Origin of the sequence: Brucella pseudogrignonensis, assembly GCF_032190615.1 — a bacterium.
Taxonomy (GTDB): domain Bacteria; phylum Pseudomonadota; class Alphaproteobacteria; order Rhizobiales; family Rhizobiaceae; genus Brucella; species Brucella pseudogrignonensis_B.
The window spans coordinates 1,553,156-1,570,479 of record NZ_JAVLAT010000001.1 but is presented as its reverse complement, the minus strand read 5'-3'; the positions used below and the strand labels follow the sequence as shown (position 1 = coordinate 1,570,479).

Sequence of the window (17,324 nt, the reverse complement as noted above, 5' to 3'; positions counted from 1 at the left end):
CTCCGGTTAATTCGATTTGGGCGCAGCGCCGCCCTGCTGTTGATCCTTGGGCGACATAATGATCGAAACGCGACCCTTGCTCTGACCCTTACAGCTTTCAAGGAAAGCCTTGCCGGTGCCCATATTGGCCGTCAGCTTGCAACCGGTAGCGACATTATCGCCGTCAGTAAGGACAACTTTCTGTCCCTGCAAAACCATGACCTGACTTTTACCGTCATAAGTGCCGGTATCACCCGTCGCGACCTGCGTACCGGATTTCAAATAAACCTTGCCGCTGATTTCGAGGCGATCAATGCCAGAACCGCTCAGGCCGGCAGTACCACCAGCGGGCTTACCGCCCTCACCCTGTGCATCCTTGTTATAAAAGACGATCATCTTGCCGGATTTTAAAAGCGCATCGCCCTGCATCACAGCAACATTGCCTGTGAAAATAGCCTTGCCTTCTTTGTCGAGCATTTCAAGTTTGTCGGCATCAATCTTTATAGGGTTTTTGCCATCAGAGAGCTTGAGGCTACCGAAGGGAACCTGCTGGCCCTCCTGAGCCGACGCTACACCGGATACAACAACAAGACCGAGCGCCAAAGCCGCAAATCCCATCCGCAACGTGCGGGTCTTCAAGCTCTTTTTCATCGTGCCCGTCTCGCGTTCCATCGCTTTACTTCCCCTAAAGACCCACCTCGGGATCAGGTCCAGCGCAATTCATAACTGTCTGACGCTTAAACCGTTCTGAAAAGTCGATCAACCTTTCAAAACCATACATCAGACCATAATTCATAGGCCCTGATCTTAAACTTAACGCAGCCAGATAAAATATCTGACTGCGCAAAACCCGGATCACAATTCTCCAAAAACGCGCCACGAATGTGCGCTTGTTTTTTGGAAACTAACCCGCGTGATCACTTTCGGGCGTTTTGTCACCTGAAACTGCATCACCGTCAATCACTACACGCACTTTGTTTTCAAAGATGAGTACCTTGCCGCTCTCTTTGATCTGCATAGTATCAGCACTTATCTGCGTATTACCATTGCGGATATCAACAGGCTTGTCGGTTTTCACTTGCCCAGTTTTGAGATTGACATCTGCGTTACGCATGACGGCGTGTAAGCCTTCATCAGTGGTAACAGTAAAATCCTTATCAAGTTGCAAACGACCATTTGCATTATCGTAAACACCGGATGCAGCTTCAATCTTCGCGTTGCCCTTTTCGCCAACCGGTAGCTCTGCAGAAATGCCCTCCAGCGCAATCGAACCGCTATTCTTGGCATCCTGCACAGCTTTTGAAGCAACCATTGAGTAAGGGCGATTATCCTTCGTATAACCATTAAGCTGCGGATTAGTCATAACAAGCTTACCGCTCTCGCCACCATTGTTCACTTCGACCTTTACAGGCGTGGCAGGCGTCGCGAGAAATGTATACCAGGAAAAGACTGCGCCAAGCGCGACAGCAGCAACAGGCAAAGCAATCTTGAGCACACGCACGCGGACCGAATGACGTTGGGCAGCACGAAAAATTGAGGCTGCCTTTTCAGACGCGCCAAAACGCATGCCCGCGCTTTCAGAAACTGCCGCGGCAGCTCCTCGCGAAACATGTATATGTGGTGTGTCAACGCTCATAGTCTCTTTCAATCGTTTCAGGCTTTTCGTCAGCCTTTGAGCTCGCTTTATTGCTCAACTGGTTACGAAAATCTTAGGATCAACATCTTTCGTCGAATGCTATTTCGGCTCAATATGACTTATTTGGGGTTGAATAGCCTGCTACTCAAGCCTGTTACAGACCACAAAACAACGCACCTGCCATGCAAAACAGGCATAGACACTGGAAAAACCACATATTCTGGTCTTTTCAGAACTAACTGATAGCCTGATCAATTCCTTGTTAACATAAAACTAAATTTGTTTATAGTCTCCAGTCCGAGCACAAGGGAAGCGCGCCACCTTCCCCAATTGCGAACCATATAATAAAAGGCATCAATTATTATTTATCGTGTTTGTTGAATGAATGGACCAACCGAATGGCTCAAGATGCCGAAGCCCTGATCGAAAGACGCAAGTTACGCCGTAAATTGACTGTCTGGCGCGTGGCGTTTCTCCTTCTGCTGGCTCTATTGATCGCTGGCATCGCCTCCTATTCCATGCGCGGAACAAATTTTGCCACGCCGCATGTTGCGAAAGTGCGCATCGAAGGCACTATTTTTGAGAATGAAGAGCTTCTCAAGCGTCTGAACAAGATTGCCGATGACGACAATGTGAAAGCCGTAATCCTCATTCTTGATTCTCCCGGCGGCACCACCGTTGGTGGCGAAACAATTTATGAGGCCGTGCGCAGAATCGCCAAAAACAAGCCAGTCGTCACCCAAGTTGGTACACTTGCGGCTTCTGCCGGCTATATGATTGCCGCTGGCTCAGACCATATTATTGCGCATCAAACCTCAATTGTCGGCTCGATAGGTGTGTTGTTCCAGTATCCCGATCTGTCAAAACTGCTTGATACAATTGGGGTGAAGGTTGAGGCTATCAAGTCTTCTCCTCTCAAAGCAGAGCCGAACTATTTCAGCCCGGCAAGCGAAGAAGCCAAAGCCATGATCCGCAGCATGATCATGGATTCCTATGACTGGTTTGTCGGCATTGTGCAGGAACGCCGCTCTTTCACACATGAAGAAGCGCTGGCGCTCGCCAATGGTGCAGTTTTCACGGGCCGTCAGGCGCTGGAGAAAAAGCTGATTGACGGGTTGGGCGGAGAGCAGGAAGCGATTGATTGGCTGACAAGCAAAGGCATTTCCAAAGATCTGCCGAAACTTGAATGGAAGCCGGTCAGCGCAGACACCGGATTTTCGCTGCGCGATCTCATTATTCATGCTGGCGCAAAACTTCTGGGCTTGCCTCAGGAAGCCAATGGATTACTTAATGAAATCGCTAAAGATCGTATCTTCCTTGACGGACTTCTCTCCGTTTGGCACGTTGACGGAAAGCCGGGCAACAACCCGGCAAATAATTGAGTCCGTTTGTTGGACACCATAACCACAGGGGTTAAAAGCCGTGATCAAATCAGAACTCGTTCAGATTATCGCCAGCCGTAATCCGCATCTTTTCCAGCGCGATGTTGAAAACATCGTTGGAGCGGTTTTTGATGAGATCACAACCGCCCTTGCTGAAGGCAATCGCGTTGAGCTTCGCGGCTTTGGCGCATTCTCAGTGAAAAACCGGCCAGCGCGTAGCGGTCGCAATCCACGCACCGGCGACACGGTGGACGTCGAAGAAAAGTGGGTTCCGTTCTTCAAGACGGGTAAGGAACTGCGCGACCGTCTCAACGGCGCCATCTGATCTGTCATGGTGGCAAAGCGCGTCATAACAATTGTCATTCTTGTGCCGCTAGCGATCATCTTGATCGCCTTGTCGGTGGCCAATCGTCAAACGATTGGCCTGACAATTGATCCGTTCAATCCCGGAAATCCAGCACTGACCTATCAGGCGCCGCTGTTTATATGGCTGTTTGGCGCGCTCATCGTTGGCGCGTTGATTGGTGCTGCCGTGACTTGGCTGACGCAAGGCAAGCACCGCCGTCGTGGTCGCTATTATAAAAAAGAAGCCTCACAGCTTCTCGAACGCGCCGAATCAGCCGAAAAACGCCACGCGTCTAACACTCTCACCAAGGTCTGATTGCGGCTTTTCGTTTTTTCACTTTCGTTCCGGCAGCATTTGCCCTACCTAAACCCAAAATAATAAACGGAGTTTCGGGTGAAGGCGCCAAAAGGAAAAGGCCGAAAGCCAACAGGCGGTAAAGAGCAGCGCGGTTCAGGCCGCGCAAAGCATGAAGAACCGCGTTCGGCTTCAAGACAAGGGAACAAGCCTGACGACAAGGGCACGTTCTTTAAAAAGCCACGCCCGCAATTCGCTAAGGCACCTGTTAAGCCCGCTGAAGAAAAGCACGTTGCAGCCAGCCCTGCGCGCGAAATCAAAGCGTATCAAGGCGAGCTTCCCGGCGAACGCGCACCTGTCATTCTGGAAACTGAGCCATCAGATGATTATGCGCTGCTTGATAGCGGCGATGGTCTCAAGCTCGAACAATACGGCCCCTATCGCATCATCCGCCCGGAAGGTCAGGCCATCTGGCTTCCAAGCCTCGACAAATGCGAATGGGACAAAGCCGACGCAGTCTTTACCGGCAATACCGATGAAGAAGGCATGGGCCGCTGGGCATTTCCAAAGCTGCCGATTGGTGAGCAACTCGGCGAAACATGGCCGATGCAGCATGACGGCATTTCATTTCATGGCCGTTTCACATCGTTCCGTCATGTCGGCGTGTTCCCGGAACAGGCCGCACACTGGTCCTATATGGACAAGCTTATCCGTGATGCAGCCAAGTCGGGCCGCACTGTAAAAGTGCTTAATCTGTTTGGTTACACAGGTGTAGCTTCGCTTGTCGCTGCACGCGCTGGCGCTGAAGTCACCCATGTCGATGCATCGAAGAAAGCAATCGTCTGGGCACGCGAAAATCAGGACATGGCCGGACTATCGGACAAGCCAATCCGCTGGATCTGCGAAGATGCTATGAAATTCGTGCAGCGCGAAGAGCGCCGCGGCAGCACCTATGACATCATCCTGCTTGATCCGCCCGCTTATGGCCGTGGTCCGAACGGTGAAGTCTGGCAGTTGTTCGAACATCTGCCTGCAATGGTCGATACCTGCCGTGCGATCCTTTCGCCAAAAGCTTTGGCCGTCATTCTGACCGCCTATTCGATCCGCGCTTCCTTTTTTGCCATTCATGAACTGGTCCGCGACCGCTTCACCGGGCTTGGCGGAACGGTCGAATCGGGCGAACTTATTCTTCGCGAACGTGCCTCAAAGCGTGCGCTTTCCACCTCCATGTTCAGCCGCTGGGTAGCAAAATGAGCCGAGACGACGATTTTTCCAAAAGCGGCAATTCACATTCGGGCCAGCATTCAGGCCAACGCGTCGGTCAGGTAAAAGAAGTCACAAGCCTGACAAATCCGATTGTCAAAGATCTGCGCTCGCTCGCGCTGAAAAAGTTTCGCGACCAGCAGGGCGTGTTTCTGGCCGAAGGCTTGAAGCTCGTCATTGATGCCTTTGAGCAGGACTGGCGCATCAAGACGCTTGTTTTTGCCAAATCGGGCAAGGGCAACAAGATGGTTGAGCAAGTTGCAGCCCGCACATTTGCCAAAGGCGGACTGGTGCTGGAAGTGACTGAAAAGATCATGGCTGCCATCACACGCCGCGATAATCCGCAGATGGTGGTTGGCGTTTTCGAGCAGCAATATCAGCAGCTTGCAAGCCTCAAGCCAAAAGGCAATGATGTTTACATCGCACTTGATCGTGTGCGTGATCCCGGCAATCTTGGCACTGTTATCCGAACCGCCGACGCGGTTGGTGCCAAGGGCATCATCCTGATTGGCGACACCACCGATCCTTATTCGCTGGAAACCGTGCGCGCCACCATGGGCTCGGTGTTCTCGATGCCGCTTTATAAGACAACGGAATCCGAGTTTCTCAACTGGCGCAAAGGCTTTTCAGGGCTTCTTGTGGGCACGCATCTGAAAGGTGCTGTCGATTATCGCACGATCCCTTATGCCAAAAAGCCGGTCATTCTGATGATGGGCAATGAACAGCAGGGACTGCCGGACAATCTGGCAGAAAGCTGTGACAAGCTTGCGCGTATTCCGCAGGCGGGCCGGGCTGATTCGCTCAATCTGGCGATTGCAACTGGCGTCATGCTCTATGAAATTCGCCGCGATGCCCTCACCCTTGATGAAAGAACTAGCGGATGAAGCGCCACGCCGTCCTGTCATCGTTTTTCGTTGTCTTCTTTGCGGTTCTGATCGATCAGGGCGTCAAATATCTCGTTGAAACCCGGATGGGTTATCACGAGCAGATTGATATTCTGCCGTTTCTTGCGCTGTTTCGCACGCATAATGAAGGCATCGCATTCTCGATGCTGGCATGGCTACACGACTGGGGACTGGTCGCAATTACCGCAGCCGTCATTGTTTTCGTGCTCTATCTCTGGTGGACCAATCCATCCAATCGCATCTTTGCGCGCTATGGCTTTGCGCTTGTTGTGGGCGGTGCGATTGGCAATCTGATCGACCGTGTCATGCACGGCTATGTGGTCGATTACATCCTCTTCCATCTGCCGACATGGTCTTTTGCTGTTTTCAATCTGGCGGACACTTTTATCACCATCGGTGCGGCACTGATCATTCTGGAAGAATTTCTTGGATGGCGGCGCGAAAAAGCAGCACGCTAACCATTTTTGTTGGTTGTTTTTTGCAGCCCAAGCGAAAGTCTTGATTGCACAGGGGCTTTCGCTTAGTTTGAATTCAAATTTAACAGTTTTTTGAAGGGGATAAGTTCGGTTCAAACCATTTGACACATTGGTGACACGCTTCTGTCATCCTCGCGTAGCACTCAATGCTTATTGCTATGGCGGGTATGAAACAAATCATCCTTTACCGCAGCAAGCCATTCAGGAATGCGTGAATAACAGGATCAGGAGCGAATCATCATGTCAACTCTGCTTGGAATGAGCCAGCAAATCATCGATGATACGATCATGTCGGGTATAGAAGCACAGCAGGCACTCTTCGCAACCAATGGCGATCCCATTGTTCTGGGACGCATCGGTTCGCTTGAAGTTCGGCTGGCCAACTCCCGCGATGCCATAGAAGCGGCGCAGGAGTTGCGCTTTCGCGTCTTCTTCGAAGAAATGGGTGCCCGCAAGGAAAGCATTGAAGAAGTTGAACTGAGAGATGCAGACCGCTTCGACGCCATTTGCGATCATCTTCTTGTTTATGACACTGCCCTTCCTGTCCCTGAACACCAGCAGATCGTTGGCACCTATCGCCTGATGCGCAGCGAACAGGCCGAAAAAGCGCTCGGTTTTTATTCGGCAGATGAATATGACGTGCAGCGTCTCGCGCTTTCGCGCCCTGATTTGAGACTTCTCGAGCTTGGCCGGTCCTGCGTTAAAGCGGAATACCGCTCCAAGCGTACCGTTGAGCTGCTCTGGCAGGGTGCATGGGCCTATTGCCGTCGTCATTCGATTGATGTGATGTTTGGCTGTGCATCGTTCCATGGAGCCGTGCCAGCTGCACATGCGCTGGGACTGTCGTTCCTGCATCAGAATTGCCGTGCAACGCCTGATTGGGATGTGCGCGCGCTGCCACATCGCTATCAGCCAATGGATTTAATGCCGAAGGAAGCTATCAACACCAAGGTTGCACTGTTCTCGATGCCGCCACTGGTGAAAGGCTACTTGCGTCTTGGTGCGATGATCGGCGATGGCGCAGTAATTGATGAAGCTTTTGGCACAACGGATGTTTTCATCATCCTGCCGATTGAGCGCATTTCCAGCCGTTACATCACCTATTACGGTGCGGATGCCAATCGTTTTGTATAAATAAAAAGGCGAAGCACCAGCTTCGCCTTTTTGATTTTACGCTCTGCCCGCCAATTCTTTGAGCTTATAAATCAGCTCAAGCGCTTCACGCGGCGTCAGCTCATCCGGGCTGATGTCAGCCACAGCCTTGGACAACTCGCTGTCTTTTGCACTCGCTTGCGGCTTTGGCTTTTCCTGTTTCAGCACGACTGAAAACAGCGGCAGATCATCGATCAGTTTGTCAGCCTTGCCCGATGTTTCACCGGCTTCGAGCTGATGCAAAACATCGCGTGCACGGTTGACGACAGCTTCGGGAAGCCCAGCAAGACGCGCAACCTGCACGCCATAAGAACGGTCCGCCGCCCCCTTTGCCACTTCATGCAGGAACACGACATCATTGTCCCATTCCTTCACCCGCATGGTGACATTCGACAGCCGGTCGAGCTTTTCAGAAAGTGCCGTCATTTCATGGAAGTGGGTTGCGAACAATGCGCGGCAGCGGTTCTTCTCGTGCAAATATTCAACCGCCGCCCAGGCAATCGAAAGCCCGTCAAAGGTTGCCGTACCGCGACCAATCTCATCGAGAATGACCAGCGAACGCTCGCCCGCCTGATTGAGAATGGCGGCAGTTTCAACCATTTCCACCATGAAGGTCGAACGGCCTCGCGCCAGATCATCCGATGCACCAACCCGGCTGAATAAGCGGTCCACTACGCCGATCTGCGCAGAACCCGCAGGCACAAACGACCCCATCTGCGCCATTATCGCAATCAGCGCATTCTGGCGCAGGAAGGTCGATTTACCGCCCATATTCGGGCCAGTCAGCAACCAGATTGCTCCATTTCCGCCATCTGATTGCGGTGAGAGATCGCAATCATTGGCCACAAACGGATTGGCAGCCTGACGGCGCAGCGCCTGCTCCACCACCGGATGACGGCCAGCGACGATGTTGAAAGACAGACTGTCATCGACCAGCGGACGGCAATAGCCCTGCTCATCGGCAAGCACTGCGAGTGAAGCAGACACATCGAAAACAGAAAGTGCTGCAGCAGCAGCACGGATGCTATCGGCATGGCTGACTGCTTCGGCAGTCAGTTCTTCAAAGATTGCAAGCTCGATGGAAAGCGCCCGATCAGCCGCATTGGCGATTTTGCTTTCCAGTTCGGCCAGTTCGGTGGTCGTAAAACGCATGGCATTGGCCATGGTCTGACGATGGATGAAACGGCCTTTGGCTTCGACCGTATCGGTCATGGTGCCGGAATTATTGGCCGTCACTTCAATGAAGTAACCAAGTACATTATTATGCTTGATTTTCAGCGTTTTAATGCCGGTTTCCTCGATATAGTCGGCTTGAAGTCCAGCAATGACACGCCGCGACTGATCACGCAGCGCGCGCATTTCATCGAGTTCTGTGTTGTAGCCCTCGCGCACGAAGCCGCCATCGCGCTTTAACAGCGGCATTTCGTCGGCAAGTGCGCGGTCGATATGGGCCGCAAAGCTCACCGGCAATGTCTCAATGGCTTCACGCGCTGCAGCCAATTCATCGGGCAGAATTGTGCCTTCAAGTATAGAAGCGATGCCGTTGGAGGCTTCAAAACCCCGCTGCAAGGCACCCAAATCACGCGGACCACCACGACCAACCGCCAAACGCGAAAGCGCGCGCGGCATATCCGGTACGCCTTTAAGCTCCAGTCGAATTGCTTCACAAATTGATTGTTCGCTTAAAAACCATGAAACAGCATCAAGACGCTCCGCAATCGCCTTGGGATCGGTCAGAGGAGCCGTCAGACGCTCGGCAAGAAGACGCGCTCCCCCGCCTGTGACCGTGCGGTCAATAGCTTTGAGCAAGCTCCCCTCGCGATTGCCCGACATGGTGCGGGCCATTTCAAGGCTTGCACGGGTGGCAGGGTCGATGAAAATCGTGCCACCTTCCTGCTCGCGTTCAGGTCGCATCAGCGGCGGACGCTCGGCAATCTGCGTCTTTTCAATATAGGCAATGGCACCGGAAATGGCGGAAAGCTCGGAGCGGCTGAACTGCCCGAAACCATCCAGCGTCGCCACATTGAAATAGCGCTGAATGCGATTTTCAGCAGCCGCACTGTCAAAGAGGGTTGCAGGCTGCGGGATAACCGCCTTGCCGATAAGATCAAACGTCGGACGCAGATCAGCATCGTGAAAAGCCGTATCCGCCACGATCAACTCACGCGGGTCCACCCGCGCAACATCGGCAAAAAGCCGGTCTTCGCTCGTTTCCGAAACGCGGAACGTGCCTGTCGAAATATCGATCCATGCGAGCGCCAACGCGCCGTCGCCTTTGGTACGGCCCAGCGCCATCAGATAATTGGCTTCGGATGGATCAAGCAGCTTTTCTTCGGTGATGGTACCGGGGGTTACCAGCCGGATCACATCGCGGCGGACCACCGATTTCGAGCCGCGTTTCTTGGCTTCCGCCGGGTCTTCAATCTGTTCACACACCGCAACGCGATAGCCTTTGGCGATCAGTCTTTGCAGATAGTCATCGGAAGCATGAACCGGCACGCCGCACATCGGAATATCGTCACCGAGGTGCTTGCCACGCTTGGTCAACGTGATGCCCAGCGCTTTGGAGGCTTCAACCGCATCGTCGAAGAACAGCTCGTAAAAGTCGCCCATACGATAGAAAAGCAGCGAATCAACATTCGCAGCTTTGATCTCAATATACTGTTCCATCATGGGCGTGAGGCGAACAACGGTTTCCTGCGTGTTATTTTCATCCGCTTCCAACTGTTCTTCTTCGACCTTCGCTTCCATGCCAAACCTTCATTTATTGCGATTTAAATCCATTTAAAGACATAATAATATCGATATCATGCTTTTTCGGATCAATATCTATTCCAAAATGCGTTGTTTACACTCCCGCGGACTGGCGTTATCGAAATCGTCCCGCAGAAGAAACCGGAGGGAACATGCCAGTCTCGACGCCGAAGGGCAACACGCCAGAACGCACACCCACAGCCAGTGAGAAGGAAGCGCTCGACTTTCACGCTCACGGTCGCCCGGGCAAGCTGGAAATCAATCCCACCAAACCAATGACCACGCAGCGCGACCTGTCTCTGGCCTATTCGCCAGGCGTCGCAGTACCCGTCAAGGCAATCGCCGAAAACCCTGCCACGGCTTATGATTATACGGCCAAGGGCAATCTGGTTGCGGTCATTTCCAACGGCACCGCCATTCTTGGTCTTGGCAATCTGGGCGCACTGGCTTCAAAGCCCGTCATGGAAGGCAAGGCCGTCCTCTTCAAGCGCTTTGCGGATGTGGATTCCATCGATCTGGAAGTCGATACGACAAACATTGATGAATTCATCAATGCCGTGCGCTATCTCGGCCCATCCTTCGGCGGCATCAATCTCGAAGACATCAAGGCACCGGATTGCTTCATCATCGAACAGCGCTTGCGCGAAGTGATGGATATTCCGGTTTTCCACGATGACCAACATGGCACAGCCATCATTGCCGCAGCAGGCATGATCAATGCGCTGCAACTGACGGGCCGCGACATCAAGAATACCAAGCTCGTCTGCAATGGCGCCGGCTCGGCAGGCATTGCCTGTATTGAGCTGATCAAGGCCATCGGCTTTCCGTCCGAAAACGTCACCCTCTGTGACACCAAAGGCGTCGTCTATCAGGGCCGTGAAGAAGGTATGAACCAGTGGAAGTCGGCCCATGCTATCAAAACGTCCAAGCGCACGCTTGAAGACGCGATGAAAGATGCAGACATTTTCTTCGGCGTTTCGGCAAAGGGCGCTCTGACCAAGGAAATGGTGCGCTCGATGGCACCCAATCCGATCATCTTCGCCATGGCCAATCCGGACCCGGAAGTGACACCGGAAGACGTGGCCGAAGTGCGTGACGATGCCATTGTCGCCACAGGCCGTTCGGATTATCCAAATCAGGTCAACAATGTTCTCGGTTTCCCGTATATTTTCCGTGGCGCACTCGATGTGCGTGCCACCACGATCAATGACGAGATGAAGATTGCAGCCGTCCATGCGATTGCGGAACTGGCACGCGAAGACGTGCCGGATGATGTGGTTGCCGCCTATCAGGGCAGCCGTCCGCGTTTTGGTCCGCAATATATCATTCCCGTTCCGTTCGATCCGCGTTTGCTGGCAACCGTTTCGGCAGCTGTTGCAAAAGCGGCGATTGAAACCGGGGTCGCCGGGCGCGTGATTGAAGATATTGAGGGCTATAAGCAGGAACTGCTCGCCCGTCGCGATCCAATTGCCTCCACGCTGCGCGGCATTTATGAGCGCGTGCGCCGTCAGCCAAAGCGCATTGTCTTTGCCGAAGGCGAAGAAGAGCCAACGATGCGTGCTGCCGTTTCCTACGTCAATCAGGGCCTTGGTACGGCGATCCTTGTGGGCCGAGAAGAACGTGTGGCTGAAACCGCCAAGGAAGCTGGCCTTGACCTCAACCGTCCGGGCATTGAAGTGATCAATGCGCGTCTTTCAAGCCGCAATTCGGTCTATGCGGATTACCTTTACGAAAAACTCCAGCGCAAAGGCTATCTGACACGCGATTGCCATCGCCTGATCAACAATGACCGCAATCATTTTGCGGCGTGTATGGTTGCCCTTGGCGATGCAGATGGCATGGTGACGGGGATCACCCGTAACTATGCAACAGGCCTTGAAGATGTGCGCCGTGTGATTGATTCAAAGCCGGGTCATCGTCTGGTGGGTGTTTCCATTGCGCTCTGCCGTGGCCGCACTGTGTTCATCGCGGATACTGCCGTGCACGAAAAGCCAACGGCCGAAGAACTTGCCGATATCGCTGTTGAAGCCGCAGGCATGGCACGCCGGATGGGCTATGTGCCGCGTGTTGCACTCACCGCATTTTCGACCTTCGGCCATATGGGCGGCGAAAGCGCAACGCGTATTCAGGAAGCCGTGCGCATCCTCAATACGCGTCATGTCGATTTCGAATTTGACGGCGAGATGAGTGTTGACGTGGCGCTGAACCCGAAGTTGATGGAACGGTATCCTTTCATCCGCCTGTCCGGTCCGGCCAATGTCATCGTCACGCCTGACAATCACTCGGCATCGATTGCAGCCAATATGCTTCAGGAACTGGGCGGCGCGACGATTATCGGCCCGCTACTCGTTGGTCTCGATAAACCAGCGCAGATCGTCAGCATCGGCGCCAAAGATACCGATATCGTCAATATGGCGGCCATTGCCGCCTATAATGCTGGCAACTGAACAAACCAATTGGAATAATAAAGGCCGGGCAATCCCCGGCCTTTTCTTTTGAATATTCATACAATTTAAAACCGGCTATAGGATAGTTCTGTCAGTTTCCTCTTACGTCTCGTGCTTTGCAAAGCACGCGAGGTAAATTCAACAATGCATAGCGTCTTTTGTGCGTCCAATCGGACGCACGGCGCTATGGCAAGCCGGACACACGAGCCGAATGAGCGCACACGACCTGAAGCTTGAAGACATCGTCAATCCAGACGCATTGCGTCGCAAGATTAACGAGCTCGCGGACTCAGCTGACGAAAGCTACCAAAGCCTCCCCGTTCGCAAAGTGGTTTTGCATGCGCTCAAAGATGCGCTCGTACGCGGTCGGGGCAACGCCGAAAACATGCTGATGAAGGATGGTGGTGGCACGCTTTGTGCTAGGCGTCTTTCTTATCTGATGGACACGCTGATCAGCGCGCTTTTTGAATTCACCAGCACAAAAGTCTATCCGGCACTCAACCCATCCAAAGCAGAGAACATGGCGATTGTGGCTGTGGGGGGCTATGGGCGCGGCGGACTTGCGCCGGGGTCTGATATCGACCTTCTGTTTCTGCTTCCCTACAAGCAGACGCCGTGGGGTGAGCAGGTTGCGGAATATATGCTCTATATGCTGTGGGATATGGGGCTGAAAGTCGGCCATTCCACGCGCAATATCGACGAATGCATTCGCCTTTCGCGCGAAGATATGACCATCCGCACCGCCATTCTGGATGCGCGTTTTATCATCGGCAATCGCGATCTTTTCAGCTCTCTCGTCACACGTTTTGACGAAGAAGTCGTCAAGGATACCGGCCCAGAATTCATTCAGGCCAAGCTTGCCGAGCGTGATAACCGTCATCGTAAGGCAGGTGAAACCCGCTATCTGGTCGAGCCGAATGTCAAGGAAGGCAAAGGCGGTCAGCGTGATCTGCATACGCTGTTCTGGATCGCCAAATATTTCTACCGCGTCAAAAGCAAGGAAGAACTCGTCAAGCTCGGCGTGTTGTCACGCGCGGAGCTGAGGCTTTTCAACAAGGCGGAAGATTTTCTCTGGGCCGTGCGCTGCCATATGCATTTTGCAACGCTGAAGGCAGAAGAACGCCTCTCCTTCGACATTCAGCCGGAAATCGCGCAGCGTCTCGGCTATACCGCCCATCCCGGCCAGAACTATGTCGAACGCTTCATGAAGCATTATTTCCTCGTGGCAAAAGACGTGGGCGATCTCACGCGCATTCTTTGTGCGGCGCTCGAAGAACAGCAGGCCAAGCATGTTCCGGGCTTTAATCGCATCTTCCTGACCTTTTCCAACCGCAAGCGCAAGCTCGCTGGTACAAACGATTTTATCTCTGAAAATCATCGCATCAATATTGCCGATGCTGATGTGTTCAAACGCGATCCGGTCAACATTATCCGCATCTTCCATCTGGCCGATAAGCTCGGGCTGGAATTTCATCCCGATGCCATGCAACAGCTCACGCGCTCGCTGAAACTCATCAATGCGGACCTGCGTGAGAATCCGGAAGCCAACAGGCTGTTTCTCGAAGTTCTGACCTCGCCGCGCAATCCCGAACTCATTCTCAGGCGGATGAATGAATCGGGCGTGCTGGGCAAATTTATCCCGGATTTTGGCAAGATCGTCGCGATGATGCAGTTCAACATGTATCATCATTACACTGTCGATGAGCATCTGCTGCGCTGCATTGCCGTGCTTTCCGAGATTGAGCATGGCGATCTCGAAAACGAGCATCCGCTTGCAAATCAACTGATTTCCACACTCAAACGCGACCGTAATCTTCTTTATGTGGCAATGCTGCTCCATGATATTGCCAAGGGACGCCCCGAGGATCATTCGATTGCCGGCGCACGCATTGCCAAAAAACTTTGCCCGCGCTTCGGCCTTTCTAAATCCGAAACTGAAACCGTCGAATGGCTGGTGCGCGAACACCTGACCATGAGCATGATTGCGCAGTCACGCGATCTCAATGATCGCAAAACGATTGTCGATTTCGCCGATACGGTTCAGACGATGGAACGGCTGAAGCTTCTGCTGATCCTGACGGTCTGCGATATCAAGGGTGTGGGTCCCGGTGTTTGGAACGGCTGGAAAGGCCAGCTGCTGCGCACGCTGTTCTTTGAAACCGAATTGGTTCTTACGGGTGGCTTCTCAAAACTTCCGCGTGCAGATCGCGACAGGCAGGCACGCGCAGCGCTGGCCGAAAAATTGAGTGACTGGTCAGAAGCCGAACGCAACGCCTATCTTGGCCTGCATTACACCAATTATTTCCTCACGGTCAGCCTTGATGATCAGGTGCGCCACGCGCATTTCATCCGCGAAGCGGACCGCAACGATCGTGCGCTGGCTACCATGGCCAAGCCGCATACATTTGAAGCAGTCACGGAAATCACCGTTCTTGCGCCGGATCATCCGCGCCTTTTATCGATCATCACCGGCGCGTGTGCTGCCGCTGGCGGCAATATTGTTGATGCGCAGATTTTCACAACCGGCGATGGACGCGCGCTTGATACAATTCTGATCAGCCGCGAGTTTGACACCGACGAAGACGAACGCCGCCGTGCCGAACGTGTGGGCAAGGTGATTGAGGATGTGCTGTCCGGCAAAGCGCATCTGCCCGATGTTTTGGCCAAACGAACAAAGCCAAAACGCGGCGCAAAGGCATTCAAAGTCGAGCCGCGTGTGGAAATAAACAACACACTTTCCGACAAATTCACCGTGATTGAAGTGGAGGGGCTTGATCGCCCCGGCCTTTTGTCAGAATTGACGGGCCTTATTTCTGACTTGTCACTGGATATTGCTTCGGCGCATATCACCACGTTCGGGGAAAAGGTGATCGACAGCTTCTATGTTACTGATCTCGTCGGCCACAAAATTTCAAACGCAACGCGGCAGGGCAATATCAGACGCAAACTTACTGCCGTTCTTAGTGGCGAAAATACCGCTAAGACCAATGGCCGTGCAGCAGCATAATATAGGTATTTTAATCGAATGAGTTTGGTCAAAAAGTTCGCAACCGTTGCCTCTGGCACGCTGATGAGCCGTATATTCGGTTTCACGCGTGAAATGTTTATGGCAGCGGCACTCGGCACAGGGCCAGTCGCGGATGCGTTCAATGCGGCCTTCCGGTTCCCAAACACGTTCCGCAGACTGTTTGCCGAAGGCGCGTTCAACGCTGCCTTCGTGCCGCTGTTTGCAAAAGAAATCGAGAACAATGGCATAGACGGCGCGCGTCGCTTTTCGGAAGAGGTGTTCGGCGTCCTCTTCACAGTGCTGATGTTCATCACGATTGCCATGGAACTCTCCATGCCGTTTATCGTGCGCACAGTCATTGCGCCGGGCTTTACTGATGACCCGGTGAAATTTGACAATACCGTGCGGCTCGCCGTGATCATGTTCCCCTATCTTGCCTGTATGTCGCTGGCATCGATGATGGCCGGAATGCTCAATTCGCTGCATCGCTATTTCGCGGCAGCCATAGCGCCGGTCTTTCTCAACATCATCCTCATTGCGGTTCTCGCCTTCAGCTGGTGGCAGGGATATGACGCGCTCGCCGTCGGCTATGCGCTGTCATGGGGCGTAATGGCGGCAGGTCTGGTGCAGCTCGCCATCGTCTGGATCGATGTCCGCGTCGCAGGTATCAAAATCGGGTTCCGGCGCCCGCGCCTGACGCCCGGCGTCAAACGTCTGCTTGTTCTCGCATTTCCAGCCGCAATTACTGGTGGCATCACGCAGATCAATCTGCTGATCAACACCAATATCGCCTCGGGCATGGAGGGTGCAGTTTCCTCGCTTGTTTATGCCGACCGGATATACCAACTGCCTCTCGGCGTAGTGGGGATTGCGGTTGCGACCGTGCTTCTGCCGGAATTGTCGCGTGCTTTGCGCGGCGGGCACATGAAGGAAGCTTCTAACCTGCAAAATCGATCGGTTGAGTTCACGCTGTTTCTCACACTTCCGGCTGCGGCGGCCCTTCTCGTCATGTCAGAACCGATTGTCCGACTGTTGTTTGAACGCGGACAGTTCAGTGCAGAATCAACACTTGTTGTTTCAAGCATTCTGGCGATTTATGGCATCGGCTTGCCAGCTTATGTGCTGATCAAAGCGTTTCTTCCGGGTTTCTTTGCGCGCGAAGACACCCGCACACCCATGATCTTTGCAGCCATTTCGGTTGCGATGAATATAACCCTCGCCCTCACGCTGTTTCCGCGTATGGGACCAACCGGCATCGCCATTGCAGAGATCACAGCGGGCTGGATCAATGCCGCATTGCTCTTTGCAATGCTGATAAAGCGTGGTCATTGGGGCAATGATATTCCGCTGCTCACCCGTATTCCGCGATTGCTGATTGCAGCCGGCGTGATGGCGGCTGGCATTCATTTTGCCATCGGCTATTTTGCGCATGAGCTTTCATCAGCGTCGTCATTTGGCGTACGCGCCGGAACTCTTGCGGCCATGGTTATAGCGGCGATGGTCGTCTATTTTGCGCTGGCCTTTGGGCTTGGTGGCGCGAACACGGCGATGATCCGACGAGGCATCAAGCGCGGTGGCACGAAGAAGGAAGCCGGTACAGACACATAATTCTCCTTGAAAGCGGATTGTGGCTCTGCGAAAAGGCAAGTCATCAAACACCTTCGCTCTCCACCGGCGAAGGCC

The 17,324-nt window shown here is 53.3% G+C and carries 13 protein-coding genes; 10 read left to right on the top strand and 3 right to left on the bottom strand.

The window, feature by feature from the left end:
* Positions 1 to 6 precede the first annotated feature (6 nt).
* Both RI570_RS07560 and lptC read right to left on the bottom strand, forming a co-directional pair.
* Positions 7 to 651, bottom strand: coding sequence for an LptA/OstA family protein (locus RI570_RS07560; protein ID WP_313827800.1), 645 nt, complete (start codon positions 649 to 651; stop codon positions 7 to 9).
* Positions 652 to 883: 232 nt separating this feature from the next.
* On the bottom strand, positions 884 to 1,615 hold the full coding sequence (lptC, locus tag RI570_RS07555) for an LPS export ABC transporter periplasmic protein LptC (protein ID WP_313827799.1): 732 nt from the start codon (positions 1,613 to 1,615) through the stop codon (positions 884 to 886).
* 398 nt (positions 1,616 to 2,013) lie between these two features.
* Here lptC and sppA point away from each other — a divergent pair, with 398 nt between their 5' ends.
* The 7 genes from sppA (at position 2,014) to RI570_RS07520 (ending at position 7,415) form a co-directional block, all read left to right on the top strand.
* Positions 2,014 to 2,997, top strand: a complete 984-nt coding sequence (gene sppA, locus RI570_RS07550) for a signal peptide peptidase SppA (RefSeq protein WP_313827798.1) — start codon at positions 2,014 to 2,016, stop codon at positions 2,995 to 2,997.
* Between the two features lie 40 nt (positions 2,998 to 3,037).
* Entirely contained in the window at positions 3,038 to 3,322 is a 285-nt protein-coding gene (locus RI570_RS07545; RefSeq protein ID WP_250039129.1) for an integration host factor subunit beta, read from the top strand.
* A gap of 6 nt (positions 3,323 to 3,328) precedes the next feature.
* Positions 3,329 to 3,658: a LapA family protein gene (locus RI570_RS07540; RefSeq protein WP_313827797.1), complete on the top strand. Its 330-nt coding sequence runs from the start codon at positions 3,329 to 3,331 to the stop codon at positions 3,656 to 3,658.
* Positions 3,659 to 3,736: 78 nt separating this feature from the next.
* The gene (locus RI570_RS07535) at positions 3,737 to 4,891 is read left to right on the top strand and encodes a class I SAM-dependent methyltransferase (RefSeq protein WP_313827796.1); all 1,155 of its coding nucleotides are present in this window, start codon (positions 3,737 to 3,739) and stop codon (positions 4,889 to 4,891) included.
* Positions 4,888 to 5,784 carry an RNA methyltransferase gene (locus tag RI570_RS07530; protein WP_313827795.1) on the top strand — a complete coding sequence of 299 codons (897 nt, stop codon included), beginning with the start codon at positions 4,888 to 4,890 and terminating at the stop codon, positions 5,782 to 5,784. Before RI570_RS07535 ends, RI570_RS07530 begins: the two co-directional genes overlap by 4 nt.
* Positions 5,781 to 6,263, top strand: coding sequence for a signal peptidase II (gene lspA, locus RI570_RS07525; protein WP_313827794.1), 483 nt, complete (start codon positions 5,781 to 5,783; stop codon positions 6,261 to 6,263). The genes RI570_RS07530 and lspA overlap by 4 nt, the downstream gene beginning before the upstream one ends.
* Before the next feature lie 258 nt (positions 6,264 to 6,521).
* Positions 6,522 to 7,415, top strand: coding sequence for a GNAT family N-acetyltransferase (locus tag RI570_RS07520; protein WP_313827793.1), 894 nt, complete (start codon positions 6,522 to 6,524; stop codon positions 7,413 to 7,415).
* A 36-nt stretch (positions 7,416 to 7,451) separates the two neighbouring features.
* On the opposite strand, the gene mutS is transcribed toward RI570_RS07520, so the two are convergent.
* A complete protein-coding gene (gene mutS / locus RI570_RS07515) occupies positions 7,452 to 10,184 on the bottom strand; it encodes a DNA mismatch repair protein MutS (RefSeq protein ID WP_313827792.1) in 2,733 nt (910 codons plus the stop codon).
* Between the two features lie 155 nt (positions 10,185 to 10,339).
* Here mutS and RI570_RS07510 point away from each other — a divergent pair, with 155 nt between their 5' ends.
* The 3 genes from RI570_RS07510 (at position 10,340) to murJ (ending at position 17,249) form a co-directional block, all read left to right on the top strand.
* Positions 10,340 to 12,634, top strand: a complete 2,295-nt coding sequence (locus RI570_RS07510) for an NADP-dependent malic enzyme (protein ID WP_313827791.1) — start codon at positions 10,340 to 10,342, stop codon at positions 12,632 to 12,634.
* Positions 12,635 to 12,845: 211 nt separating this feature from the next.
* Positions 12,846 to 15,641: a [protein-PII] uridylyltransferase gene (locus RI570_RS07505; RefSeq protein WP_313827789.1), complete on the top strand. Its 2,796-nt coding sequence runs from the start codon at positions 12,846 to 12,848 to the stop codon at positions 15,639 to 15,641.
* A gap of 18 nt (positions 15,642 to 15,659) precedes the next feature.
* Positions 15,660 to 17,249, top strand: a complete 1,590-nt coding sequence (gene murJ / locus RI570_RS07500) for a murein biosynthesis integral membrane protein MurJ (protein WP_313827787.1) — start codon at positions 15,660 to 15,662, stop codon at positions 17,247 to 17,249.
* Positions 17,250 to 17,324 lie beyond the last annotated feature (75 nt).